The organism is Enterococcus sp. MMGLQ5-1, from assembly GCF_013155265.1.
In the GTDB taxonomy this organism is placed as follows: domain Bacteria; phylum Bacillota; class Bacilli; order Lactobacillales; family Streptococcaceae; genus MMGLQ5-1.
In genome coordinates, this window is the sequence record NZ_JABJXU010000001.1 from 577,743 (window position 1) to 604,181 (window position 26,439).

The window sequence follows — 26,439 nt, forward strand, 5'->3', positions numbered from 1 at the left end:
ATAGCGCATGGGGCGCTAGTATGCTGCTATCGTTTTTAGCTTTAATTGATTATTCAAACTGTTTTTTTGTAAAGATAAAATAACTAATTTATAATTCGGAATTTTAGCCAACTTCTCTTTAATAAAGATAAATAAAGTTTTTCTAATTACATTTCAGAATATAATTGACGAATAAATAGGAGTAGTGATATTATTTATAATATATAGTAATGATAAATAATTATATTTACTATTATTATATGTTTTATCTATTTATTTTATGAATAGATGCGTGATTAGCGCACTTATAATTATCCATTGGAGGGAATCGTATGTCACAAATTAGTGTAACACCAGAAGAGCTGAAGCAACAAGCGCAAGTTTATATTAGTTCTAAGGAACAAATTGAACAAGCAATCCAAACAGTGAATCAAATGAACTCAACAATTGCTGAGGAATGGAAAGGTCAAGCCTTCCAAGCTTATCTTGAACAATACAATGAATTGTATAAGGATGTTCAAAAATTTGAAGAGCTTTTAGAAAATATTAATCAACAGCTTAATAAATATGCAGATACTGTTGCTGAGCGCGATGCTCAAGATGCACAAAGCTTTGGATTTTAAGATTGTTGAGCGCCTGATTAGGCGCTTTTTTTATCAAAAAATAGCTGTGCTCAGCTGGTGCTTATTTGTTTATGTTTGCCTCATGCTAATTAGCGGGATTACTGTATCTGCAGACAGTAATGGTGAATTAAACATTAATACTAATATTCTTTCCAATAATCAAAGTCAGCTTACTAATAATAGCGATTTTCCAATACGAGGTGCATTATTTTCTGACGAATTAAATGCTAGGTCTGATGAGATTAAAGCTGAAATGGAAAAGCCTAGTGGGATTATTAAGTCGATTAATTTTGATTCAGCTGAAGCTGATGAGACTTCAGATAATCAAGTGACAGAGCAGTTGTTTCAGGAATATCAGCCTCAGATTGTCAGTTCGTCATCTGATTTGAATAAGCAGCATTCCAATTGGTTAATAGCATTGCTCGTTGCAGGCTTTGTAGCTCTGATAATTTTAGGCATCTTTACTGGTAAATGGTGGGCAAAACGTAAACGGAGGGTGACGAGTGATTGAAATTACGCTTGTATTAAAACAAAAAGAATTGGATATATTAATTCCAAGTAAAATAACCTTTGGTCGATTAAGAGATTTGGTAAAAGAAGCATTGATAGAGAATGGTATCAAATTGCCAGCTGATTTTAAGCTAGTCATCCAAGATAAGACTTTTAAAATTGGATACTTTGATTTTATTTCGGACTTTGGCATTTCAAATGGGGATAAATTGGAAATTGAATTGGGAGAAGCAAATGAAGCTATTTAACGGTGAAGAAACGCTAGAATTAGTCTATGATAATCAAGAGATTAAGGTAACAATTAGTAAAAATCAATACCAAGCAGAATCATTAAAGGTAATTCAAGAATATACCGATGCTGAGGAAACTGAAAATGATTTAAATTTGAAATATCATTTACCAGAAGGTGCAATCAGCTTTTCCAATAAAGTATTGAGCTGTCGTACAAGGCTTGAAAAATTGCGATTAGCGGATAAAATCAGTCAATTAGCACCTTTGCTTGAAAAATATAAAATTCCTTTTATTCATCCGGAAAATATTTATTTTGATGGCGAGCATTTGATGGTTGTTCATTTTGGCCTGCAGGATATTTTGGCACCAATGAAAGCTGATAATCAGCTACTTTTGAAAAATATTAAAGCACTTATTTTAACTATTTTTAATTCAAAATTAGGCTATGAAAAATTATTGGATGGTAGTGTTGCGTTGAATGATAAGTTTGCACAGGCCTTAATCCCCTTAGAAACACCAGAGCAGGTTTTTAGCTTTGTTAATGCGGTACTAACTCAAGAAATACAGAAAACGAATCAAACACAACGCTTTGTTCCTAAAAAAAGCTATCGCTTTTATCGACTTGGCGGGATTTTGGCAATTATTATTGCAATCATTTCTGTTGGCTTTTTAGTTTACTTCTCTAAAACAAATCAACGCCAAACGGCAATTATTGACAGCCAGACGAGCTTTTTGACGAATAATTACGCTAAAGCACAGTCTACTTTAAAAGAATATAGTCCAAATAGTCTGCCAAAATCAGCAAAATATGTTTTGGCAATTTCAAGTATTAATTTAACGGATTTAACGGATACACAAAAAGAAAGTATTTTGAATAATATTTCAATTAAATCTGATGACAATACACTTGATTATTGGATTTATTATGGTCGTGGTAATTTTGATAAAGCGCTAAATCTTGCACAAAATTTAGGTGATGACCAGTTGACCTTACTTGCCTATGCTGACCTTTATCAAGCAACTAAGCTAGACGATAAGATGGATGGCGCAAAAAAACAAAAGCTTCTGGCGGATTACAAAAAGCAAATTGATGAATTAACAGAAAAACTTGGGAAGTAGGCAGCTATGACGATTTTTGATATGAATAAAGTAGATTCAACAAGCAATTTTTTCATTGATGAACGTTTAAATCCTAATCAATTGGAATTTGTTGTTTATGTATTAAATGATTCATTAATTAAAATTACTTTAACAAGTGAGGTACCCTTTGCTAATTATTTAGATTATAAATTTGGTATCATCAACGATAAGCTATTTATTAATGGAGAAAGTGTTTCAACAGGTCTTTATAACCTGGATGATTTACGTCTTCTGATTATTTCTAAGTCAACTGCCCAAACACTTTTTTTTACAATTGATTCTGCTCAGGATTTTGTGATTGGTCAAGCTGACTATGTTGGAATACAAGTACCAATTGATCTGACCATTATCATTCACCAGAACAAGCTGATTTTAGATGCTAAGGATACCTTTATTTATTTAAATGAAAATAAAATTCAAGGTCAGGCTGTTACTGAATTTATAACTGGTACCGCTATTTTAACTGAACAATTTTTATTAGAAAAACGGATGAATCAATGGAAAATTACATTTTTTTCGGCGGATTATCATTTGTCAATGTCTCAGCTATTACTTGAATTACAAAAAAGAGAGTTTCCAAAGGATTTTCCAGATTATCGACGGAGTCCTCGTTTAAACCTAGAGGTACCAACGGATAAGCTGAAGCTTCAGGTTATTGCTAAGGAGTCCTCGAAAAGTAAAAATAGCTTGTTAAAAATGATTGCTCCACCCTTGGGAATGGTTGTGATGACTGGTTTAACAACCTTTTTAAGTGGACGAAATCCAATCATGATGATGGGAATGGGAGCGATGAGCTTACTGACCGCTTCATTTACGGTTTCGCAATATTTTACAGAAAAAAAGGATTTAAAAATAGAGAATGAGCGGCTTAAAGCTGACTATGCATATTATCTTGTGAATACAGTGAATGAAATATCCAAGGCTTATGAAACGGAACGGGCAGTTTTAGATTTTCAACAGCCAGCACCAGAGCGCTTGGTTGATTTGGTTTTACATTATGATTCCAGAATTTATGAGCGTCAAACCTTTAATAAAGATTTTTTAAATATTTCCTTAGGAGAAAGTGATCAGCCTTCCAATTTAAAAATTGATAACGATATCAATCCAAAGGATTTGAGTGCAGATGCAAAACGGATTCAAGAGCTGACTAATCATTTTTCAACTCAGCGAACAGTAGCTACACCTATTAATTTATATGATCAATCCCTTGGTTTAGTTGGTCAGCAGGAAACCTTAACTGGCTTTGTTGAAACTCTATTATTTCAGACGGCCTTTTTCCATTCCTATCGCGATGTTAATTTCATTCATTTATTGCCAAAGGATACTTATTATGAGTTCTGGTATAAATGGCGACTACTGCCTCATTTTAAACTGCAAGAGCTCAATATGCGGGGGCTGATTTATAGTGACAAATTACGTGATGTTGTTTTAAATTCCTTTTATCAGCTACTCAACAAGCGTAAACAGGTATTAAATGAATCGGGTAAGGAAAAGCCTGAATTTTCACCACATTATATTTTGACCATATTTGATGATTCGATGCTTGCAGGTCATGGAATTAATGAATTGTTAGCTGAAAATATGAATGATTTAGGCGTGACAGTTATCTGGTGCAAGGAGTCGGTGAATCAGCTACCAGAAACCGTTACAAGCGTGATTGAAGTACCAAATAAGCTAACAGCAAAGCTGGTAACGGATCATGATGTCTATTTGGCTAAGCAATTTAAGCCATATCCAGTACCCGAGACACTGGAGAGAGCACTTCGGACTTTAAGTAACTTAAATCATCTGGAAGTAGAAAAAAATGCGATTCCAGAAAGTCTTAGTCTATTAGAGCAGTATGATGTGAAAACGATTGAGCTTTTAGAAATTAAGGAGCGTTGGACAAAGGCTGAGCCTAATAAATCAATTCGTTCTTTAATCGGTTGGCGTGGTAAATCAGATTATGTTTATTGGGATTTACACGAAAGGGCGCACGGTCCTCATGCTCTTGTTGGTGGTACAACAGGTTCTGGTAAATCAGAATTTTTAACAACCTATTTAATTGGTCTTGCAATTAATTTTTCACCAGAGGATGTTGGCATGCTGATTATTGACTGGAAGGGTGGCGGAATTGCCAATACGTTGGATAAGCTACCACACTTTATGGGCGCAATTACCAATTTAGATGGTGCGGGTACAGCGCGGGCTCTTGCCTCAATTAAAGCAGAGCTTGATAAACGGCAGCGAGAGTTTGCTAAACATGGTGTCAATAATATCAATGGCTATATGTCGCTATATAAGCAAAGAAATAACCCTAAGCCAGATATATCCTATCCAACGCAGCCCTTGCCTCATCTGGTATTAGTATCGGATGAATTTGCTGAATTAAAGGCCAACGTGCCAGAGTTTCTAGATGAATTGACCTCAGTTGCCCGGATTGGACGCTCGTTGGGTGTGCATTTGATATTAGCAACTCAAAAGCCAAGTGGTGTGGTTAATGATCAGATTGAAGCTAATTCAACCTCAAAAATTGCCTTGAAAATGGCGAGCACTCAAGACTCAAACGAGCTACTTAAAACGCCAGATGCAGCGCATATCACTAATCCGGGACGTGGCTATCTCAAGGTTGGTCAAAATGAGGTCTATGAATTATTCCAAAGTGGCTATGCGGGCGTGCCATACGACCCTGAGGCTCTAGCGGAGGAAAAAATCGATGAGCGCTTGTTTAAAATTAATGATTTGGGACAATATGAATTATTATATGATCCAGGTGAAGAGGTCATTCAAGGGAAGGATACTAGTGATTTGCCAACTCAGCTTGAGGCTGTAATTTCAGAGATTGAACAAATATTTGCTGACTCAGCGCTAGTTCATCCGGAAAAACCATGGCTGCCAAATCTGCCTGAATTATTGCCAACGCCGAAGGTTACATTAAGTAAGCAGCGTGATTTATCTGTGCCACTAGGGCTTTTAGATGAGCCAAGAGAGCAACGTCAGTCAGTCTATCATTATGATATTGAAAAAGCTGGCCATACGGCGATTTTCGCTAGTCCGGGATACGGTAAATCAACCGTTCTACAAACCTTAGTCTTAAATTTAAGTCAAAAAAATTCACCAGAGCAGGTTCAATTTAATCTATTAGACTTTGGTAATAATGGCTTATTACCGCTTAAAGATCTACCAAATGTCATCGACATTGTGACGCTTGAGGAAGATGAGAAGCTCCAAAAAATGATAGAACGACTTGCTAATATACTGGCAGCTCGTAAAAAGGATTTCAAGCTTGCTGGTGTTGCAAGCCTAAGTCAATATGAATTTAAAACTAAAAAGCAATTGCCAATTATAATTAGTGTGATTGATAACTACGATGGTCTGACTCAAAATGATAATCGAAAGGATAAGATTGATAATTTATTAATTCAATTATTAAGAGAGGGCGCAAGCTTAGGTGTCTATCTCATTTTAACTGCAAGTCGGACCGGTGCTGTCAGAATGAATATGCTGAGCAATATTGCAAGCAAGCTTGCTTTATTCTTGAATGATGAAAGTGAAGTTGCAACCTTAATGGGGCGTGAAAGAGTCTTGCAGGAGGCTATTAATGGACGTGGTCAAGTGCTGTTAGAGCTACCGACTGCAATTCAATTTTATCTGCCAGCAGCTGGTGAGGATGCATCCGAAATTTTGGAAAATCTTGAAAAGGAAGTTGCCGCACTTGATGAAGCGTGGCATGGTCTCAGACCAGAGAAGATACCGATGGTACCCGAAGAGCTTTATCTCAGCGATTTTCTTCAATATGAGTCAGTTAAGTCAATGGAGTCCAGTAATGGCTTGCCGTTTGGACTTTCATTAAAAACAACGGAAGCACTTGGCTTTTTACCGGGAATGCAGCCCTATTTTGTCTTTTCTTCTAAAGAGGATGAGCAGCAATTGCTATTCCAGCAAATGCTTATCAGACAAGGTGGCGCTTCTAAGCATGAGTTTTTACTCGCTGACTTTGATGGCAGCTTTGATGAGACATTAGATAGTCTCGCATTACCGAATAATTTTACAAAAATTAGTGATAAAAATGATGCCAAAGAAATTGTGACCGGCATTGTTGGCTATTTAAATCTTTCTAAGCGCAAAGAAAAAGGGACACCAATGACTTTAGTGATTGGTAATTTAACCGATTTTGTTGTACAAACGGGGATTAAAGCTGAGGATTTTGTCCTCGCCTTAAAGCACGCCTCAAAATCAGGGCTCGATTTTATTATCTTTACGCCTCATGATTATCTTGCGAAGTCATTTGATAGCGTTCCTAAGCTGCTTAGAGAAATGAAATTCACTGGTATCATTGGCGCAAGAGCTTATGATTCACCGTTAATTAAAGTATTAGGTTATTCACAAGAGCCAGAGCCAGCTTTAGATGAACCATATTTTGTAATGCGTGGTGGCTCAACCTATAGTCAGTTAAAATTGCCAAGAATTGATGAGAGGACTGTGTAAATGAGTAAGCAAGTAAAGCTATTACCCCTAGGTTCAGCCGTTAAAACGGATAAAGGCATTTTTATGATTGCTGCAAGAGGTTTACAAAAACAAAAGGATGGCAGTTTTTTAGCTGGTTACAAGGCAATTTCGCATCCAATGGGACTTGCCCAGCCGGAAATATTGATTACCGAAAAGGATATTGTAACAGTTTTGAAGCCTGGCTATGAGGATGCTGAAGATGAAGCGTTTAGTAAAAGTCAACAGGAGAAAGCCCTGAAGCCACCCATTAAGAAACCAGAGCCAGAGGTGGAGCCTAATTTTACAATTGATTTAAAAAGTAAGCCAGCAGCAGTACCAAGCAAGCCTACTCAGCAGCCAGAGCAGAGAGTGGTTAAACAGGCTTCTTTACATCCAAAGGATCCATTTTATAATTTGAGAAGGAGAGGTAAGTAGTATGTCAGAGCAAAAAGAATATTTAGCATTAGGCAGTATTGTAATTTTAAAAGGTGCAATTAAAAAGGTGATGATTATTAGTCGTGGTAATATTTTAAATGATCAATATTATGACTATGGTGCCATCCTTTATCCAGAAGGCATGGTTGACGAAAATATCGCTTATTTTAATGAAACAGATATTATTAAGGTTATTCATGAGGGCTTTCGTGATGAGGATGATGCGTTAATTTTAACAACACTTAGCGATGCCTATGCAGAATATGAAGCACAAGCAGAAGATCAACCAGAGGCTACTGAAGAGATATTGGTTGATGAGGCTGTAGTGAGTGATGATCCCTTTGCTCAAGTTAGGGATTGGGAGGAATAGCAATGAGTGCACAAGCAAATCTCAATAAAATTTATGAGCTAGACAGTGCAATCAGCAAATTAAAGGCAGTTAAAACCGAGCTAAGTGCATTTGATATGGACAAATATAAAACGGCCGGTAGTGGTCAATGGGCAGGTCAAAAGGCTAACCAGTTTTCAGATCAATTAGATAGTGCGAAAAGCAGCTATTCAAGTGCAAAGCAGCAGATTGAAGATGCAATTAGTGATTGCAAGAGTAAGCAACGCAGCTTGGCGGCATCAATTGATGCCATTAAGCATCCAATCATCTCAGCTCAAGCATGGTCAGCAGCACTATTTTAAAAGGAGAGCAGTATGTCAAAAACAGGTGTCAAAAGTGGTTATCATGATGAAACAATGAAAATAGCGTCTCTAACCTCTAAAGTCGCTGGTGTTAAGGACGGCTGGACAAGACATGATAATTTGAACACGACCCAAGCAGGGCGTGTTTCTAAAATCTATGCTGATTTTTCAAGTCTAGTTGCTTTGTACGGAAGCTTGGCGCAAAAAGATGTCAAGGAGTTTAATCAGCTTGGCGTTAATATTGAGGTTCAAGATGAGGAGGCGGCTAAGTGAGTGTCAAAAATTTTTATGCGGATAGCTGGCAGGCTCAGTCTCCGGGACTTTCCACAGGTATTAGCAATCGAAGTGAGGCATTGAGCCAGCTCCTCCAAGGCCTTCAGGTTTTAGTTGAAACAGACAAGATTTATGGTCAAGGCGCCGATGCAATGAAAAGCTATATTTCTGAAGTGCACGTCAGCCTTATCCAATCAATGCTAGTAACTTTAAATACCTTTCAGACAGCAGTTGGTGTTTACTGGGATGGTTATGGCGCTGTTGATGCGAATGGCAATTTTAAGCTTATTGTTGATGAATTAACAACGCATGCCAGTCAACTAGCTAGCGGCAAGACGAGTATTGACGGCTATGCCAGTCGTTTGCGTAATATCTCTAACTCGGTCAATCATCTTGTTTCACTTGGCAGTGCTGGTGCAAGCTCGCTTGATTCTGTCAAAAGTGATTTTGACTCGATGAATCAGACGGCAACCAATTTAAAAAACGCTTGGGAAAATCATGAGGCAAGCAGTTCAGGCTTTGATCAGGTTGAGGAAATGATTGCCAAATTAAAGGATTTAGTTAATAATGTTGGTAACGTGACCGTTGGTCAAGGGCGAAGCTATCAATCAGGTAGCTTTGGTCAGGCGTTAGATGGGGTCTCAAGCCTATTCTCGCGAATGAGCGAGTATTGTGAAGCAAACGAAAGCATTGCGAGTGATGCTTGGCAGTCAATGTTTAAAGGCTATGAAGAGGACGTCAAACGTGCGGCAGAGGCTAAGGCGAAAGAAGAAGCGAAAAAGGAATTGTTTTGGGCAGTAGTTGGTGCAGTTGTAGCGGGTGTTTTGATTGTAGCAACAGCAGGTACGGCAACACCGCTTGTAATGGCTGGCTTAGCACTTGATGGTGCATTAGCGATGAATCAATTGGTCGCAAGTGGAACCAAATTTGCGACAGGCAAAGAGTTTAATCCATTAGTAAAAGGCTTAACAGCTCTTGGCATGGATGAAAAACTTGCCAATACTACTGTAACTGTTGCTAATTTTGCGACCTTAGCTATCGGTGGTAGCGTTGGTCTTGTCAAACTAGGCAGTAAAGCGGTAAAATTGGCTAAGGCTGGTGAATTAACCTCAACAGTTGCGAAGAGCCTTAGTACAATTCCAAGACTGCCGGCTCAGGCAGGTCAATCAATTTTGACTCATTTTAATCAAGCCAAATCGAGTGCGTCAGCCTTTGGTAAAACCTTTATGACAGAGCTCAGCAAGGGCGGTGTTACAACCAGCATTAACGGTGCAGGCGACCTTACCAAAATTGGTAAGGCAACAGTTGCCGGTGCCAAGGAAGCCAAGAGTGTCTTCAAAGCAAGTGGTTCAACTAGCAAAACCCTCAGCCGAGTGATGGATGACGGTGCGGATATTAAGAAAGCTAGTGGGGTTGGAAAGATAATGAGTAATGCTGATGCTGAAAAATATGCTTTTGATGCAACGAAAGGTGCTAGTAATTCCGACTCAATTGTTTTAGGAAAGTTTGATGGTGGTGGACCAACAGCATATACAACTAAAGCTAAAGAAGTTGGGGCACAGTATTTTGAACTAGATAATTGGGACGAATTGAGTAAAATGTATAACGATAAAGAAATCTGGAAAATAAATGAGAAGTTCTTAGATATACAAATTGGTTCTGGAAGAGATATATATTTTTCACATAATCCGCTCGATTTTATTGGAGATGGTTCGTTTTATTCGCAAGAAATAGCCTATTTGCAAAATCATGGATTTGGGTTTGAAAAGATTGGAGACCTTTGGCATGTTATCAGGTGATGAAAAATTTATCAATAAATATTTTTTAGACTATACAAAAAATTCTTTTTCAAAGTATTTTGGGGAAAATCTTTTTTTGAAAAAAGAAGAGTTTTCCAACGACACTGCTGGCATGGGATTTTACAGATTAACTTATGAAAAAAATTCAAAATATCAAATTATTTTTGATTATGAAAGGTTGCGTTTTACAATTAGAATAAAATGGGGCGAAGCTACTTCAAACTTCTTCTCGCAGCATAAAGGATTACAAAATAATTTAGCAGAAAAAAATATAGATGAAGCTATTTTTGTTTTAAAAAATGATATTAGTAATGGTGAATTGGAGTTTTTTCAAATTACAAAAAAAGGTAAGATAAAGAAAGTTGAAAGGAAGCTTATTGATGATACAAAATTTTAACCTTGATAGGCAAGTTGATGAAAAATATTTGAATCATAGATTACAGGTGTTAAATTACACAAATAAAGATATGAATTTAGCACTTGAAAATAATGATCAAGTTTATATTGCACTGTTTGATATTCCTGTAGAAACAAGTATTATGGGTTTTCAGACTGAAACTCTGGCTTTAGTTTTTGGGTTAAATGTTCATCTTTATCATGGAAGCGGTTCTGCAATTACTAATTTAGAACAATACCCAGAGGTAATGAAAGCAATGCAATCTTTATTAATTAGTAGCTCTCAAGCATTGCCATATATGGAGTTAACTAAGGATAAGAACTTTTACAACAGTCAATGTGTAAGAGTTTATTTAAAAACAGAACAAGGGCTATTCTTTAGGGAGCTCTGTAAAAATGATAAAATCGATGCTTTTTTACAAGGTATGATGAATTATGTTTTAGATGAAATTACAAAAACTGGTGTATTGAAAACAAGATAAAAAAAGGCACTCTATAGTTTGGCGCATCCAAGATATCGAGTGTTGAATTAGTCAGCAGGAACTCACTATTCAAATTATCAATTTCTAAAAAATGTCTTAATTTCAAATCGGATTGATTTATAGTTTTCACACTTAGCAGTTGCTTGTTTGAGCAACTGCTATTTTTATATTTTAATCGCCATCAATTTGATTCTTGTTTTCCAGTTTCTACAGTTGTAACAGCTTCTTTTTAAAACGGCTCTATAATATATTGGACTGAAATATTTATCAGTTCAATTTATTATAGAGCCTATTTTTTTTCGCTAACTATCATAACCAACTGTTAAACAGTCGGTTACGTTTTTCTTCATTTTTTGTACCGCTAATGAAGTAATTTCAATTTATAGGTTATAAGCAACTTTAATATGAAAATTAGATTGCTAAATAATGAAAAGTAAATTAATATTTAGTTATAACAATTTGTGGCATATTATAAAAACACTTGACAGGAGCTTTTATCATGACTATCCTTGACCGCACCGCACCGCACCGCACCGCACCGCACCGCACCGCACCGCACCGCACCGCACCGCACCGCACCGCAGCGGATAATTTTGACTAAAATTGTCGTTTATTTGTTGCGCCCAGAATACTAGCCAAAAGCGTCAGCTGTAAGATTGCTGCCCTATTTGGCTGGTATTTCACGTTCACCACCAGAGGTAGGGTAACAATTAATAAGTAAGAATTAAAAAACAAAGATGAGAGTATGAGGAAAGGTTATGAAAATGAAAAAAATGATTACGAAAACAGTCGTAGCATTAAGCTTACTTAGTGCGGGTGTCGTTGCGACGGCAGTGGTTGTGCCGAGCGGGAATGTAGTCTATGCGGCGACTTTTAGCGAAGCAGAAGCTGCATTCAATGAGTTGAAGGCGTTAGTTTTGCAAGCGAGAGGTATTGATTCGTCTTTATATACAGAAGAATCCTACACAGCTTCTTATACTTCGGGAGAGTTTCGTCAGAATATCCCGTTAGCGCTGAATATGTATCAAGATATCACTACGGATAGTGGGCTTGATTTGTCTAATGATGAGATTTACCAATCTATAATATCTGAGGGTGGAGAACCAGCCGGATATTTAGATTGGCTTATTATTGTATATAATAGCGATAGCTCAATATTAACACAAGCTATTGCTGGTTTAGTCTTAAAAGATGCTGGTGGTTCAGATACAACAAACCTTAACTATTCAGGGTTAGAAAATGTATTAGCAAAATATGAAACACTGTCCGCTGAGCAGGTTGAATGGATTAGGACAAATGAAGTTCGATTTTTTGGTTCTGGATATACGCTTGAAGAAGAAATAGGAAAAATTCGTTGGGTAATAAATAATAAAGAATGGTACGAGGAAAATGCTGCTTCAACTGGTGCTTTTGGAAATGGTGGTCAAAGTTGGTTAGATTTTGAATCGGAATATTTTGGTAGTGTGATTGATGAAGCAATTTCAGCCATTCCGTCAACTCCTTACACCACCTTTCAAGACATCACTAGCTGTAGCACCGAAGCTCAATCGGCGATTGCTTGGCTCTTAGAAAATGGCATTACGACAGGGTACAATGCGACCACCTTTGCGCCGAAAAATACGCTGACTCGTGCTGAAATGGTAACCTTTTTATATCGTCTTGCGGGCAAGCCCGCCGTTGAAATTAACGATTTTCCAGATACGGCAGGCCTGAGTCAAGCGTTTCGTCAAGCGATTTCGTGGGCAAAGGAAACAGGTGTCACCACAGGCTACAATGCCACAACCTTTGCGCCAAATCAGCCAGTTTTACGCGAACAGATGGCGAGCTTTTTCTATCGTCTAGCAGGTAAGCCAACAGGTAATTTCAGTTATACTTTTGAAGATGTCTCAACCGCTAGTGCGCATAGTCAAGCGATTGGCTGGCTGTCACAGACTGGCATTACCTCAGGTTATTCGCCAAGCGCCTATGGACCAAGCGATGCCGTTACTAGAGAGCAGATGGCACTGTTTTTGAAACGCTATGCGGATAAGGTTGGTGTAAAAGCGAGCTGAGTTAATTGCGCCAAGTATCCCTACGACTTTGACTAGCTGGTGATACAGTGATGTGGGCAGTGTCAATCTGCTTACTTTATCTCAATTATATTGACTTAAGTCGTCTGGCTCTTCCTAATTTTGAAAAAACAAGAGAAACGGTGTTATTTGCGTAGCTCTTGTTTTTCTGCCGTTTTCTGAAGCTCGCTTGATTCTGTCAAAAGTGATTTTGACTCGATGAATCAGACGGCAACCAATTTAAAAAATGCTTGGGAAAGTCATGAGGCAAGCAATTTTGGCTCTGATATGTTGCGGTATACGATGTACAAGCTGTACAAAGCTTTGGCTTCAAAAAAATAAATAAATCAGCCTCTAGTCAAAGTGATGATGAATTGATTCTTGTATTTTTTTGGAAGAACTGAACAAGCATATTTCAAAATTTAAAATGACTGCGAACTCCTAAGCTCGAATAGAAATCTAACTTACTTAACTTAATATAAATAATAATTAATTTTTTTTGATTTTCTATTTTTTAGTAATAAAAAATAAAATAATTTTATATATTCTTTATTTTTTTATGATAATATATAGTTATTATGTAATATTATGTATTTTATATTTATTTTTTAAAGAATAGGAGTTACCATAACGATGAATCAGCAGCAGAAAGTGAGTAAATTTCCAAATAAATTTTATTTATTAAGTATTGCGGGAATTATTATTTTATTAATTATTTCGATTAGCTTGTTGTTATTTTTAAATAAAAAAACTGCAGCACCTGAAAAAAGTAAGAAGCCAGTTATTGCCCTAGTCAATGAGGATGAATCCTCTAATTTTAATCAGCAGACCTATAGTCTGGGTAAAAATTTCGTTGATTCGGTTTCTAACGATAATAACTATCAATGGCGAGTAGTATCAAGGGCAGTTGCCAGTAAAGCACTTGAGGATAAGAATGTAGATGCGGTTATTTATTTACCTAAAACCTTTTCTCATGATATATTAACGTTACAGGATATTAATCCAATAAAATCACAGGTTGAATATCAGATTCAGAAACAATCGGACACCTTATCAGATCGAATACTACAGGAAAAAATTGTGAATGTTATTTATGATTTTAATCAAACCGTTGTTAAGATGTATTATGGTAGTGTTGCTGGTAATATTGCAGAAGCAGAAAATCAAATGAATGGTTCCTTAGGTAAGCAAGAGAATTTAGTAACAAACTTATCTAATCAAGTGGATGTTCCCTTTAAGGAATCAATGACAAATTATATCACCTTTATTTCAGGCTCAAATAGCCTGAAAGGTATCAATCAAGCAAATGTTGCGTCACAAAACAGCTTTACAGAGGTGACTACGAATTTGCTTAATCAAACGAGTGAAAGCTTCAATAGTCAATTACCTCAAATTAATTCTTATTTTGATTTGCAAAAGAAAATTTCAGAAACAAATCTTACTAATAGTAATGGTGCGATTACTGAACAAGCTACTGGTGATGAAAAGTATTATTTTAATCAATATGATGGCTTTAATACCAATATGCTGACTAATTTGGCGGGCTTTTATAAAAATGATGAAGCAAGTGAGGCAAGCGGTCAGCTTGTAGAATTAACTCAAAAAATTAATGCTTACAATCAACTGATTTCGGCTGAAAAAGATAAGCTAAGCGATCAAGAAGTAACCTTAAAAGCCAAACGCGATGAGCTATTGACCTTAGAGCAAAAGCTGTATCAACAATTTTATAATCAAGCAGACTTGACAATTTCAATGGATAATTTTGATACGTCTATTGATCAGCTTATTTTAGATCCTACAAAAGAGGCACGATTGGCGCTAGCAGATAAAATCATTAATTCATTTAGCAATGATGACAATAAATTAGATCCTGTTTATACCAATCAATTAGCGGAATTAATAGGGGAAATTTCTCTAAATCCTGCTGACTATATGTTAGAGGATTTGGCTACTAATGGCTCACTGACTGAAGCCCAAAAGCAAGAGTATATCAATAAGCTACAAGTGATTAGTAATTATGCCAATCAATTTGGTATAACCACTAAAATCGGTACATCACTTAATGTGCTACCTCCGAATGATGTTTCAATTGACCAGTATGTAGATTCAACAATCCAGGTTAAAGTGCCGGCCAAGACTAAGTACATTTCAAATGTATTTCCATCGAATGTTAAGATTAATTCTATTGTAGATGGCGATTCAATGCCAGTCGCACCAAATTTAAATAATAGCGTGACACTGGATAATACAGCAGAAGACACTGCTTCAAAAACTTTTACATTGAATTTGAGGATTGATTTAAAAGATGTTTTAAATCAATCAGCTTCATCTTCTCTTAGCATAGACTGGACAAATGCTACAACTGGAAGTAAAGATTATCAAAGTAACCTAGAATTTGTTCTATCACTCAAAGATAGTCTAGCAGATTACAGTGCAAACGTTGGTATTAAGCAATTTTACACTTTTACGGATTATTTTAATAAAATTAATCAAATTACCAATCAAATTGCATTAATTTATGGTGAGCCTGGCTCGGACTATACGCGCTTCTTGAATGCATCAACCCAAAATGATTTTTTAGGAGATAAATTAAGACCATCAATTTATAATCTTTATAACAATATAAGTAAGAATAATGGAGCCATTGCTGACCGTTTGAGTGAGACTGATGTCAATAGTTTTAATGCATTAGGTCAACAAAATATTGAGGATGTTGTCAAAACGATTCAAACTTTAAATGATTCAATTGATAAGTTACAAGCTAATCAGACCCAGCTTAATAGTAATTTACCAGATGATTATTTTTCAAGTAATCTGACTTCATTATCTGGTTGGTATCGAGAAACGATGGAAAATATTGAAGTAAACTATCAGGCTTGGCAAAAAAATCAGGTCAATCAATTACCGATTAAAGACTGGAATAGCTATAATAGTGAAGAACAGGCCTTATATGTCGATAATAGTAATCAATTATATGAGCAAATTAATACCTTAATCACTAGTACGACTCAAGCGAGTGCTTCAACAACACAAAGCGCGCGTCAGGTTGAGGATAACTCTGCGAGCTTTGACGACCTAGTTGCGAGTGCGTCAAATACGCAGCAGACTGCTCAAAAGATTTCAAATAATGCTACTAATTTGACCTTAAGCGGTAGCCAAGATTTAGCGACTAGCCAATCATATTTTACTAATTTTTCTAAGACGCTTGCCAATACACGGACACAAGGTGTTGATACCAATCAGATTTATGATTTCTTTGTGAATCCAATCTCAGCCTTGGACGTTTCACCAAAGCAGACCGTAGTGACAGCAAGTCAAACTGATTTTAGATGGCCGATTGTTTTTGTTATCGGTGTTTTAGCTGGTGTGCTGTCGATGCTCGGTCTCAACTGGTTAAATAAGAGAAGACCACCAAAAAATAATTTAAATGTTTTATAAAATAAAATGATTTTTATCGAATAATTAAATATTAAAAGAGCACTGTTATTTTTAGTGGTGCTCAAAATGCAGACAAAGCATACTTTACAAGTATGCTTTGTCTTTTTAGCGTTACAATTAATTAGACTGATAAATCTTTTGGTCCATTGTTTACTGATTGAATTTGGATTGGGACATAAGTCATCCGGTCAGACAGAAAGCGTCTGACTGAATAAACGAATGACTCGTCTATTTTTCACAGTTTTAATCAGAGATAGAAAGCAATTTGTTTGACGGGCTTTCTCTCTCAAAACTGTTCAAATAGATACGTCATCCGGTCAGACAGAAAGCGTCTGACTGAATAAACGAATGACTCGTCTATTTTTCACAGTTTTGATTAAAGAGAGAAAGCACCTTTTTTACGTTGTTAAACGTCTTTTGTCCCACCTCCAATCCACAATAAAACGACAGTATTCAAAGCAGTTTTGAATAACGCAAAAAGCAGCACAAAATGTGCTGCCACAGAATATAGATAAACACTCGATTATCCTTTTGGCATTTGTCCATATTCTGAACACTGGTATTTATAGCATTTTTTTTCAAAAATTTATGCAGCTCTTCTAAAAATTTTCTGAAAATTTACAAGTTATTCGCTTATTAACAAAAAAATCTTTACAACTTTTCGATATAATCAGAAAGCAATAGCAATTATTTAAGGAGGCGAAAGATGAAAAAGCACCGTTGGCTGATAGCCATCATTTTATTTTTGGGTAGTATTGGTATTAGTTGGTTTTCTAATCCAGTTCAAGCGGAGGAAACAGCAAATACGCAAACATTGATTGAGCAAAGCAGCGATTGGCAATATTATTATCAAAGTGCAGACCAGTATCCAGGCAATGAATGGCTACAGCCAAATTATGATGCCACAGCATGGCAGACTGGACAAGCGCCAATCGGCTACAGTACCAAAGCAACCGTTCAAACAACGATTGATTATGGCAGTGATAAAAAAAACAAATATCCTGTTGCATTTTTTAGAAAAAGCTTTGATGCCAAAATTGATGCGGCAAATAAGGACTACTTTAATACGCTTGTTTTAGACTATAAGCTTGATGATAGTGCGGTTATTTATATCAATGGACAGGAAGTTAAACGAATTAATTATCCATCAGGCGTTGCACCAGATTTTACCACCTATTCCAATCAATTAGGGAATGATGGTAATGACTTTGAACAAGCTAGTGTCGACTTATCAAACGTAACGCTTAAGGAAACTGGTAATGTTGTCGCTGTTGCAGTATTCCAACAGTCTGGCTCTAGTTCAGATTTGGTATTTGATTTATCCTTATCCTTACAACAGACAGAAGCGCCAAATCCAGCGGTCAGTCAAAAGCCAACAAAAATGAGTGTTACCTTTTATGGTGATACAGCGACCTCTAAGAGCTTTACTTGGCATACCTTAGCGACGGCAGGCAGTCAAATCCGATATATCGCTTCAGCAGCTGAACCAGCAGATTTTACTAACGCTTCAGTAGTTGAGGGAACAGAAACCTATTCCGAAGAGCTAGCCGATTTCGTTCATAAGGCTGTCCTAACTGATTTACAGGCCGGTACAGCTTACTGGTATCAAGTAGGCGACGCATCGACAAATCAATGGAGTGAGCCAGCACAATTTACAACGTCAGCTACTTCCAACTCACCATTCCATTTTTTATTTTTTGATGATACTCAGGGCTCTGACGCCTATGACTATGAAATAGTTGCTAAAACCTTTAACCAAGGCTTAGCGACTGCACCAAACGCTAGCTTTATTATTCAGGGCGGTGACTTAGTTAATAATTCAAATAATATTGAGCAATGGCAAGATTTATTTGGTAAACAGCAAGCTATTTGGAGTAACCACACAATTATGACAGTATCAGGCAATCATGATACTTATAATAATACCTTCTATAATCATTTTAATTATAATGCGCCCTCTACTGGCGTTCAAAGCCATGGGGTTTATTATTCTTATGATTATCAGCAAGCACATTATGTCATGCTAAATACAAATGATATTGTTAATAATCAGCTAAGCTCGACGCAGGTCGCTTGGTTGACCAGCGATATTGAGCAGGCCAAGGCAAATGGTGCAAAATGGGTGATTGTTACAATGCATAAAGGCACTCAAACAGTCGCTAATCATATTTCCGATAGCGATGTTGTGGGCATGAGAAAGCAATTACAGCCACTTTTTGATCAGCTGGGTGTTGATTTGGTCTTACAGGGTCATGATCATACCTATGCAAGAACCAACCAAATGGGAGGAGAAGTCCCATATGAGGATACAGAATATCAAGAAATTGATGGCGTTCAAACGGCTGTCAATCCTAAAGGAGCTGTTTATCTGACGAGTGATTCTAGTGGTACTAAGTTTTATAATATGCAGTCAGATGATGTAATTGCGCAATATGGTGTTTATCCAGCAATTAAAGGTCAAGAATTTAAACAAATGTTTACTGATATTGCGATTGTGGATGATCGTCTAGTTTTAAAATCATATCTTTATGATGCTGAAGGCACTGGAGAAGTATCTTTATATGATAGCTATGCGATTCAAAAGCAAGAGCCAGTTGAAATTGCTGCTATTGAAGCACCAGCAGCAATTACTGTTCCTTTTGGAACAGCCGTTGAAAAGCTGAGCTTGCCTGTAACGGTCAAGGTAACACTTAATGATAAAAGCGTGATTGATGTACCAGTGACTTGGACAACAACAGGCTATGCAGCAAATCAAGCTGGAATGGTCCAGCTTACAGGTATCTTGGACTTCTCGAAGACGGACTATTCAGCTTTATCAGGCACAACTAGCATTGATGTTACGGTGGCGGATAAGCCAGCAGAATTGACACTCACTTATCCAAAGGGCGAAAAGGATGAGTTAAAGGTTGGCGAAAGTATCACAATAGTTCCGTCAATTGAAGATGGTCAAGTAGGTGAAGCTGGCTGGCAATGGGATAAGGATTTCTTCAGTGCGACCTTTAATTCACCTGCAACCTTTACGGCATTAAAAGCAGGTAAAACAACCGTATCTTACACGAGTGCAGCTGGACAGACTGTTGAGAAAACCTTTACGATTGTTGAGGCTGTGCCTACAAGCTCTGATGTGCCAAATGCTAGTACGCAAAATAATATCAATCAAAATATTAATACGAATGTTGCACAGGTAAAATCAGCTAAGGCTTTACCAACGACAGGCGAAAGCAGTACAGCTAGTATAGCGATTGCTGGTATTCTGTTGATGGTTACGGTTGCTGGTATTATAACAATGAGGCGGAAAATTAAAGAATTATAAATATTATTTGTATCAATAAATTTAAACTGAGAGGGTGGGTTACCTCTCAGTTTTTTTGGGATTGTATTATTAATCAAGCAAAATTATTATAAATATAGTTTATAAGCTATTCATTGTACAGCGTTTACTCTAAGTTGTAAACTATTAGATATAGGTCACAAATGATGTGCGATGTATGTTAGCTGATTTTGCGACTGAAGTGATAATTAAATGAAATAAAATAAGGTAGCTTGATTAAGGAGGCAGTAAGAGATGGTTTATCAAATCACTAATCCGTATACAAATCAAATAGAAAAGGTCTATTCAAATCAAGGCGCGAGCGAGATTGAAGCAGCCTTGCAAAAGGGAGATCAGTTATATAAAAGCTGGCGTAATACTTCCTTTGAGAGTAGAGCTGCCAATCTGAACGCAGTGAGTCAATTATTTAAGAAAAAGGTTGATGAAATTGCAACGGTTATAACACGTGATATGGGGAAGCGCTTTATTGAAGCGCAGGGTGAAGTTTTGATTTCAGCTGAAATTGCTCAATATTATGCAGATCATGCGTCAGAATTTATGGCAGTACGCCCTTTTAAATCAAGAATGGGGGATGCACAATTAGTCCCTAAACCCATCGGTGTTTTAATGGCGGTAGAACCATGGAATTTTCCGATTTATCAGTTAATGCGTGTTTTTGCTCCAAATTATATATTAGGTAATCCAATGCTTTATAAGCACGCTAGTAATACACCTGGATCTGCTGAAGTATTTGCTGAGCTTTTGATTGAGGCGGGAGTTGAGGTAGGTGCTTGTACTAATCTTTTTATTGATTATGAACAGGTTAATCAGATTATCGCAGATAAGCGTATTCAAGGTGTAGCCTTGACAGGCTCTGAGCGAGCGGGTGCCTTGATTGCCGCTGAAGCAGGTAAGAATTTAAAGCGAAGCTCTTTAGAATTGGGGGGCAGTGATCCTTTTGTGATTTTACATGATGCGGATTTATCAGAAATTGAAAAGATTGTTGGTCAAGCACGTTTGTACAATGCTGGTCAGGTTTGTACCTCATCGAAACGCTTTATCGTGACGAATGACAATTATGAGGCAATTGTTAAAATGTTAAGTCATGCCTTTTCAAAGGCAGTTATGGGTGATCCCTTTGCTGCTACAACCACCCTTGCCCCTTTAAGTAGCTTAAAGGCTAAAAAAGACTTAGTGAAGCAGGTTGAAGCAGCACTTTCTAACGGTGCTACCCTTGCTTATGGTGATATGTCTAAAAATCAAGGTGAGGATTGTTTCTTTTCACCAGTCATTTTGACTGACATTACGCCAGGTAATCCAGCCTATTATCAAGAATTTTTTGGACCTGTCGGTCAAATCTATCAAGTAGCGGATGACGATGCGGCAATCGCACTTGCTAATGATTCAAACTACGGTTTAAGTGGTGTCTTATTCTCAGGCGACTTAAACCGAGGTATTGATTATGCTAAACGAATTGAAACAGGCGGCGTTTTTGTCAATAGCTATGGTGGTACCTTACCAGAATTACCCTTTGGCGGTGTTAAACGCTCCGGCTACGGTCATGAGCTAAGCGAATTAGGCTTTGAAGCCTTTATGAACCCTGAGCTAATCGTGGCCAGAAGTACACCGATTGACTTGGACAATGCCTTTGGCGGCTTCCTGTAAAAAATAATAGTTAATTAAAGACCATTAAAGCGTATTGGCGTTTTAATGGTCCTTTTTTAATTTCTGAAAGTAGCGCTTAATATAATTGATAAAATATTCAAAGTGCTCAGTGGCTTCCTCTTTTCGCTGTATTAAATAAAAATCACGCGTATACTTTTCAGATAAGACTTGATAAGGTATTGACTTAACAGCACGTTTAGAAATAATTGAGCAGCCAAAGCCTTGTTCAAGCAACTGTGTAATAATGCTATTATTTTGAATTTCAATTGTAGCCTCATTAATATTATTTTCTTCGATGTACTGTTTGGTATAGTAATAAACGCCTGAGGTCGCTTCACGGATTAGCCACGGCCCCTTATTTTGATTCCCAGCTAGCACTAGCTGATCTGAAATTAAGGTTGTTCGGATGATTTTTTTTGAATTGATTGGTTTTTCGATAAAACCGAGATTGATTTCATGCTGCTCAAGTGCATGGTGCACTTCAAGTGAATTCATTAGCTTAATTTTAAAGTGAATATTTGGGAATTTGAGATATATTTCTTGGAATAAATCTGGTAAAAGATAGCTCGCAAAGGTATGGGAGGCACCAATTGTATAAGATATTGAATGACCTCTCTGCTTATTAAGTAAGATTTGAATTGCCTGCCAATCATCTAGCATTTGAATGGCCTTTTGGTAGAGGATATCGGCCTGCTGTGTACTGACAACCTCCCTTCGTCCATTACGGATAAATAGCTGAGTTTTTAACTCCGCCTCAAGCTGCTTAATTTGACTTGAAACAGTTGGCTGTGCAAGAAATAATAATTCTGCTGTTTTGGAAAAGCTTCTCGTTTCGTAGACTAATTTAAAGGTTTCAAGGTTTTTAAACAAAATAACACTTCCATTAATTTTTTTGATTGTAACTATTATAACAATTAATAATATTGATATAAATTAAAAGTTATAATTATTTTAGAAATGAGGGTTTATGTAATGAAATCATTATTAAATTTTGAAAAAAGCTTAAAACAAATTTTGCCTGGCTTAGCTTTAAGTTTTCTTGTGGCGATTATGTCGAAATGCTTAGCTATATTTTTGCCAGCAATAGGCGGTGCAACAATCGCTATCTTTTTAGGTATTTTTTTAGGAAATGTTTTTTTTAAGCAATCCGTTTGGGAAGCAGGTACCAAGTTTTCTGAAAGTAGGCTCCTCGAATTATCAGTTGTACTTTTAGGCTTGACGGTGACATTTAAGACGATTGGCGAAATTGGTTTAACAGGGTTATTTTATATCATCATGATGATGCTTTTAATTATTATTATAACGATTTGGATTGGTCAAAGGCTCGGCTTTTCTAAGAGCTTCAGCCTTTTAATAGCAGGTGGGAATGCTGTTTGTGGTTCTTCAGCGATTGGTGCGATTGCCCCAGCGATTCAAGCTGACGATGAGTCTAAAGGACAAGCAATCACTCTAGTCAATTTACAGGGTACTGTTTTAATGCTTCTGATGCCAGTTATCGGTTATTTACTATATGGTAACAATATTTTAAGCAAGAGTGCTTTAATTGGTGGGACCTTGCAGTCAGTCGGTCAAGTTGTTGCTAGTGCTAGCTTAATTAATCCTCAGCTTGTTGATTATGCAATGCTGTTTAAAATAACTAGAATTTTATTTTTAGTAGCTGTTGTGATTAGTTTTCAAAGAGTGACAGAAGTTAATAAAGCAGAAAAAAGCCGCTCTTCAAAAATCAAATTACCGTTACCGTGGTATATCATTTGTTTTTTAGTATTATGTATTATAAATAGTAATTTTAAGCTAGACAACTGCCTAAACATTACTGCCCATCAGCTAAGTAGCTGGTTTGAAATTACAGCACTTGCAGCGATTGGGCTACGTTTAAATTTTGCTAAATTTATCAAAGCAGGCCTGCGATTTCTATTTTTGGGCATTTTGATTTGCCTAATTCAAATTATTTTAGCTGCCGTTTTAATTTATCTTTGGCAAATCCATTAACAATTAGTCAATAATGGTGTACAATTAACAACGTAATTTTACTCTATTAAAATGAACAGCTTTTATCGTTCATCGTTAATTGTAAAGGTCGTGAACTTATGGAGAGTCAAGAAATGCTGATTGCTAGAAAATTTAAACATTTTCTTCATGAGAGTAGAGAGTATTTGAAAAAAATGGGTGTCAGTCCACCAGAGGGGCAAAATTTATTATTGATGAATTTGATTCATCATGATGGCATGACACCAACAGAAATTGGTGAAAGAATGCATATTCGCTCAGCGGCAGTAGCAGAGCTTTTAAATAAACTCGAAAAAAATGAACTGATTAAGCGAGAGCAGGATCGCAAAGATCGACGACGAACAAGGGTATTAATCACAGAATTGGGACGTGAAAAGGTGCGTCAAATGCGTCCCAATAAAGAAATCTTACTGAATTTATTTTCTGGCTTGGAACAAGAGGAAATTGATCAGCTAGAGCATCTTATCGACAAGCTAAGAGCTAGTCTGGATGAGAGGATGAAGTCTGACAAGGATTTTTCCCATAAGAATAAATAATAAAAAATTAAACAAATCTTAAAGATTTGTTTAGTTTTTTATTTATCAGGTAATGTATTGATTAATAATTTTTTTGTTAACTTTTTTTGAAGAATTATGGCTTGACATAATTTTCATCCAGCGTTAATATATCTCAGTACCAAGATATTTTTTTGTTTTTAAAGGTTGTGAATCTGGTCTTAACTATCGATGGTCTGAGCTCAGAATAGTCAACATTGAAAAGAAAATTAGTTTTAGTAGAAATGGAGCAGGAAACTTGAAGATTTTTAGATATTTAAAGCCTTATTGGTATGTCTTAATACTCGTTTTAGGCTTACTAGGTGTTCAAGCCTTTAGTGATTTAAGCTTACCAAATTTAACAAGCGATATTGTCGATACTGGTATTATGCAAGGCGGTATTGAATCGGCAACACCGTCTGAAATCAGAAAAGATAGTTTGGCAACACTTGAGCTGTTCATGACGGAAAAAGAACAGGCTACAGTAGAAGCAAATTATCAACTCAATGAAAAGGGTATTTATAAGCTAAAGGAAAATGATGACACCTCTGAATCAAAGCTAGAAAAGTCATTTGAAATGCCCATGCTGATTGTTAGTCAGTTGAGTCAGGAAAAGGATCAGAGTAAAAATCTGACAACGATTATAGCTGCATATCAAAAGGGCTTGATGACCAAAGAGGATTTATTGAAAATTAGAGTACAAGCAGATGAGAAGGCGGAGGATATTTCTGATTCGACCTTAAGGCAGTCAGGTATTGCTTATGTAAAAGCTGAGTATAAAGCTTTAGGTAAGGATTTAAAGCAAATTCAAATGAATTATATGCTTTTAACTGGTGCTAAAATGATTGGCTTAACCTTTCTCTCAGTAGTTGCCTCAATTATTGTTGCACTCATTGCTTCATATTTGGCAGCATTAATCTCTAAGAAGCTCAGAATTGACCAGTATGAACGAACACTTGAGTTTTCTAATGCTGAAATGAATCAATTTTCAGCGGCATCATTAATCACTCGAAATACAAATGACATTCAACAAATCCAAATGGGCTTGGTTTTAAGTATCCGTTTAGTGCTTTATGCGCCTATACTTGGTTTAGGCGGTATATATATGGTTATGAAGACCGAAACCAGCATGGGCTGGATTGTTGGTGTGGCCGTTGGTTTAGTTCTGCTAATTGTTTTACTTTTAGTAGGTACTACAATGCCTAAATTTAAAAAGCTACAAAAGTTAGTTGACCGTGTCAATTTAGTTTCTAGAGAAATATTGACTGGCTTGCCAGTAATTCGTGCCTTTAGCCGTGAAAAGTTTGAAGAAAAACGGTTTGACCAAGCGAATGAGAATTTGATGAAAACACAATTATTTGTTAATCGGGCAATGACACTAATGATGCCATTGATGATGCTTTTAATGAATGTCGTTTCTGCGATGATTGTTTGGTTTGGTGGGCACAATATTTCTGATGGCACGATGCAGGTAGGTGACATGATGGCATTTATTACTTATACAATGCAGATTGTCATGGCATTTATGATGCTTTCAATGGTTTCAATTATTTTACCACGTTCAAATGTTGCTGCTGAACGTGTGGATGAGGTAATTAATACTAAGCCCTCAATCATTGATCCTAAAAATCCAGTTAAATTAGTGCAGGGCATTAAGGGGCTTGTTTCATTTGAAAATGTCAGCTTTCATTTTCCAGATGCAACTGAGAATGTATTAGAGGATATCAGCTTTACGGCTCGTCCAGGCGAAACAACAGCGATTATTGGCTCAACCGGTTCAGGTAAATCGACAATTGTCAATTTAATCCCACGCTTTTACGATGTGACCTCAGGTAAAATTAAGATTGACGATGTAGATATTCGCGAGATGACTTTGTTTGATTTACATAATCAGCTTGGATTTGTGCCACAAAAGGGAACATTATTCTCAGGTGATATCGAATCAAATATCAAATTTGGCGCAGGTGAAGTTAGTGATGAGGCGATGAAAAGAGCTGCCGATATTGCTCAGGCAAGCGAGTTTATTAGTCAAAATGAAGCTGGCTTTACACGACCAATTTCGCAAGGCGGGAATAATGTTTCTGGAGGACAAAAGCAACGTCTATCGATTGCAAGAGCGATTGCAAAACAGCCTCAAATTTTAATTTTTGACGATAGTTTCTCTGCATTAGATAACCAGACGGATATTGCCTTAAGAAAAGCCTTAGAAAAGGCAATGAATTCTGTTACAACAATCATTGTCGCTCAAAAAATTTCTACAATTATGCATGCTGAACAAATTGTCGTATTAAATGAAGGTAAGGTTTCAGCAATTGGCACACATGAAACATTAATGAAGACTTCGGAGATTTATCAGGAAATTGCCAAAAGCCAACTTAATAATCAAGAGCTTGGCATAGAAGAAGCAGACTAG

Annotated in this window: 20 protein-coding genes; 19 read left to right on the plus strand and 1 reads right to left on the minus strand. The window is 36.7% G+C overall.

The window, feature by feature from the left end:
- Positions 1-311: 311 nt before the first annotated feature.
- The 16 genes from HOY35_RS02540 to HOY35_RS02615 all read left to right on the plus strand — a co-directional run bounded on the left by HOY35_RS02540 (position 312) and on the right by HOY35_RS02615 (position 21,486).
- A complete protein-coding gene (locus tag HOY35_RS02540; RefSeq protein WP_172210440.1) occupies positions 312-602 on the plus strand; it encodes a WXG100 family type VII secretion target in 291 nt (96 codons plus the stop codon).
- Positions 592-1,113, plus strand: coding sequence for a type VII secretion protein EssA (gene essA, locus HOY35_RS02545; protein WP_172210441.1), 522 nt, complete (start codon positions 592-594; stop codon positions 1,111-1,113). Before HOY35_RS02540 ends, essA begins: the two co-directional genes overlap by 11 nt.
- Positions 1,106-1,360, plus strand: coding sequence for a hypothetical protein (locus HOY35_RS02550; protein ID WP_172210442.1), 255 nt, complete (start codon positions 1,106-1,108; stop codon positions 1,358-1,360). Before essA ends, HOY35_RS02550 begins: the two co-directional genes overlap by 8 nt.
- A complete protein-coding gene (gene essB, locus HOY35_RS02555; RefSeq protein WP_172210443.1) occupies positions 1,347-2,462 on the plus strand; it encodes a type VII secretion protein EssB in 1,116 nt (371 codons plus the stop codon). The genes HOY35_RS02550 and essB overlap by 14 nt, the downstream gene beginning before the upstream one ends.
- A 6-nt stretch (positions 2,463-2,468) precedes the next feature.
- The gene (essC, locus tag HOY35_RS02560) at positions 2,469-6,950 is read left to right on the plus strand and encodes a type VII secretion protein EssC (RefSeq protein WP_172210444.1); all 4,482 of its coding nucleotides are present in this window, start codon (positions 2,469-2,471) and stop codon (positions 6,948-6,950) included.
- Positions 6,951-7,385, plus strand: a complete 435-nt coding sequence (locus tag HOY35_RS02565) for a DUF4176 domain-containing protein (RefSeq protein WP_172210445.1) — start codon at positions 6,951-6,953, stop codon at positions 7,383-7,385.
- A gap of 1 nt (position 7,386) precedes the next feature.
- A complete protein-coding gene (locus tag HOY35_RS02570) occupies positions 7,387-7,755 on the plus strand; it encodes a DUF4176 domain-containing protein (protein ID WP_172210446.1) in 369 nt (122 codons plus the stop codon).
- Between the two features lie 2 nt (positions 7,756-7,757).
- Entirely contained in the window at positions 7,758-8,075 is a 318-nt protein-coding gene (locus HOY35_RS02575) for a hypothetical protein (protein WP_172210447.1), read from the plus strand.
- Positions 8,076-8,087: 12 nt separating this feature from the next.
- Positions 8,088-8,348, plus strand: coding sequence for a hypothetical protein (locus HOY35_RS02580; protein WP_172210448.1), 261 nt, complete (start codon positions 8,088-8,090; stop codon positions 8,346-8,348).
- Positions 8,345-10,147 (plus strand): T7SS effector LXG polymorphic toxin, encoded by a 1,803-nt coding sequence (locus HOY35_RS02585; RefSeq protein ID WP_172210449.1) that lies wholly within the window; start codon positions 8,345-8,347, stop codon positions 10,145-10,147. Before HOY35_RS02580 ends, HOY35_RS02585 begins: the two co-directional genes overlap by 4 nt.
- The gene (locus HOY35_RS02590) at positions 10,134-10,544 is read left to right on the plus strand and encodes a hypothetical protein (protein ID WP_172210450.1); all 411 of its coding nucleotides are present in this window, start codon (positions 10,134-10,136) and stop codon (positions 10,542-10,544) included. The genes HOY35_RS02585 and HOY35_RS02590 overlap by 14 nt, the downstream gene beginning before the upstream one ends.
- Positions 10,528-11,025 carry a hypothetical protein gene (locus HOY35_RS02595; RefSeq protein ID WP_172210451.1) on the plus strand — a complete coding sequence of 166 codons (498 nt, stop codon included), beginning with the start codon at positions 10,528-10,530 and terminating at the stop codon, positions 11,023-11,025. The genes HOY35_RS02590 and HOY35_RS02595 overlap by 17 nt, the downstream gene beginning before the upstream one ends.
- Positions 11,026-11,783: 758 nt before the next feature.
- Positions 11,784-13,076, plus strand: coding sequence for an S-layer homology domain-containing protein (locus HOY35_RS02600; RefSeq protein ID WP_172210452.1), 1,293 nt, complete (start codon positions 11,784-11,786; stop codon positions 13,074-13,076).
- A 630-nt stretch (positions 13,077-13,706) separates the two neighbouring features.
- Positions 13,707-16,511: a type VII secretion protein EsaA gene (esaA, locus tag HOY35_RS02605; protein ID WP_172210453.1), complete on the plus strand. Its 2,805-nt coding sequence runs from the start codon at positions 13,707-13,709 to the stop codon at positions 16,509-16,511.
- A gap of 706 nt (positions 16,512-17,217) precedes the next feature.
- A complete protein-coding gene (locus HOY35_RS02610; RefSeq protein WP_172210454.1) occupies positions 17,218-19,824 on the plus strand; it encodes a fibronectin type III domain-containing protein in 2,607 nt (868 codons plus the stop codon).
- 252 nt (positions 19,825-20,076) lie between these two features.
- Positions 20,077-21,486, plus strand: coding sequence for an aldehyde dehydrogenase family protein (locus HOY35_RS02615; protein WP_172210455.1), 1,410 nt, complete (start codon positions 20,077-20,079; stop codon positions 21,484-21,486).
- A gap of 42 nt (positions 21,487-21,528) precedes the next feature.
- Here HOY35_RS02615 and HOY35_RS02620 read toward each other — a convergent pair whose 3' ends face one another.
- Entirely contained in the window at positions 21,529-22,356 is an 828-nt protein-coding gene (locus tag HOY35_RS02620) for a LysR family transcriptional regulator (protein WP_172210456.1), read from the minus strand.
- A 102-nt stretch (positions 22,357-22,458) separates the two neighbouring features.
- Here HOY35_RS02620 and HOY35_RS02625 point away from each other — a divergent pair, with 102 nt between their 5' ends.
- From HOY35_RS02625 to HOY35_RS02635, 3 genes are all read left to right on the plus strand, one after another.
- Positions 22,459-23,475 (plus strand): YeiH family protein, encoded by a 1,017-nt coding sequence (locus tag HOY35_RS02625; RefSeq protein WP_172210457.1) that lies wholly within the window; start codon positions 22,459-22,461, stop codon positions 23,473-23,475.
- 98 nt (positions 23,476-23,573) lie between these two features.
- Positions 23,574-24,029 (plus strand): MarR family winged helix-turn-helix transcriptional regulator, encoded by a 456-nt coding sequence (locus HOY35_RS02630; protein WP_172210458.1) that lies wholly within the window; start codon positions 23,574-23,576, stop codon positions 24,027-24,029.
- A gap of 256 nt (positions 24,030-24,285) precedes the next feature.
- Positions 24,286-26,439, plus strand: a complete 2,154-nt coding sequence (locus HOY35_RS02635; RefSeq protein ID WP_172210459.1) for an ABC transporter ATP-binding protein — start codon at positions 24,286-24,288, stop codon at positions 26,437-26,439.

Coding starts and splice junctions, on each gene's coding strand:
- HOY35_RS02540 (WP_172210440.1), top strand. CDS start 312: ATGTCACAAATTAGTGTAACACCAGAAGAGCTGAAGCAACAAGCGCAA.
- essB (WP_172210443.1), top strand. CDS start 1,347: ATGAAGCTATTTAACGGTGAAGAAACGCTAGAATTAGTCTATGATAAT.
- essC (WP_172210444.1), top strand. CDS start 2,469: ATGACGATTTTTGATATGAATAAAGTAGATTCAACAAGCAATTTTTTC.
- HOY35_RS02565 (WP_172210445.1), top strand. CDS start 6,951: ATGAGTAAGCAAGTAAAGCTATTACCCCTAGGTTCAGCCGTTAAAACG.
- HOY35_RS02570 (WP_172210446.1), top strand. CDS start 7,387: ATGTCAGAGCAAAAAGAATATTTAGCATTAGGCAGTATTGTAATTTTA.
- HOY35_RS02575 (WP_172210447.1), top strand. CDS start 7,758: ATGAGTGCACAAGCAAATCTCAATAAAATTTATGAGCTAGACAGTGCA.
- HOY35_RS02580 (WP_172210448.1), top strand. CDS start 8,088: ATGTCAAAAACAGGTGTCAAAAGTGGTTATCATGATGAAACAATGAAA.
- HOY35_RS02590 (WP_172210450.1), top strand. CDS start 10,134: ATGTTATCAGGTGATGAAAAATTTATCAATAAATATTTTTTAGACTAT.
- HOY35_RS02595 (WP_172210451.1), top strand. CDS start 10,528: ATGATACAAAATTTTAACCTTGATAGGCAAGTTGATGAAAAATATTTG.
- HOY35_RS02600 (WP_172210452.1), top strand. CDS start 11,784: ATGAAAATGAAAAAAATGATTACGAAAACAGTCGTAGCATTAAGCTTA.
- esaA (WP_172210453.1), top strand. CDS start 13,707: ATGAATCAGCAGCAGAAAGTGAGTAAATTTCCAAATAAATTTTATTTA.
- HOY35_RS02610 (WP_172210454.1), top strand. CDS start 17,218: ATGAAAAAGCACCGTTGGCTGATAGCCATCATTTTATTTTTGGGTAGT.
- HOY35_RS02615 (WP_172210455.1), top strand. CDS start 20,077: ATGGTTTATCAAATCACTAATCCGTATACAAATCAAATAGAAAAGGTC.
- HOY35_RS02625 (WP_172210457.1), top strand. CDS start 22,459: ATGAAATCATTATTAAATTTTGAAAAAAGCTTAAAACAAATTTTGCCT.
- HOY35_RS02630 (WP_172210458.1), top strand. CDS start 23,574: ATGGAGAGTCAAGAAATGCTGATTGCTAGAAAATTTAAACATTTTCTT.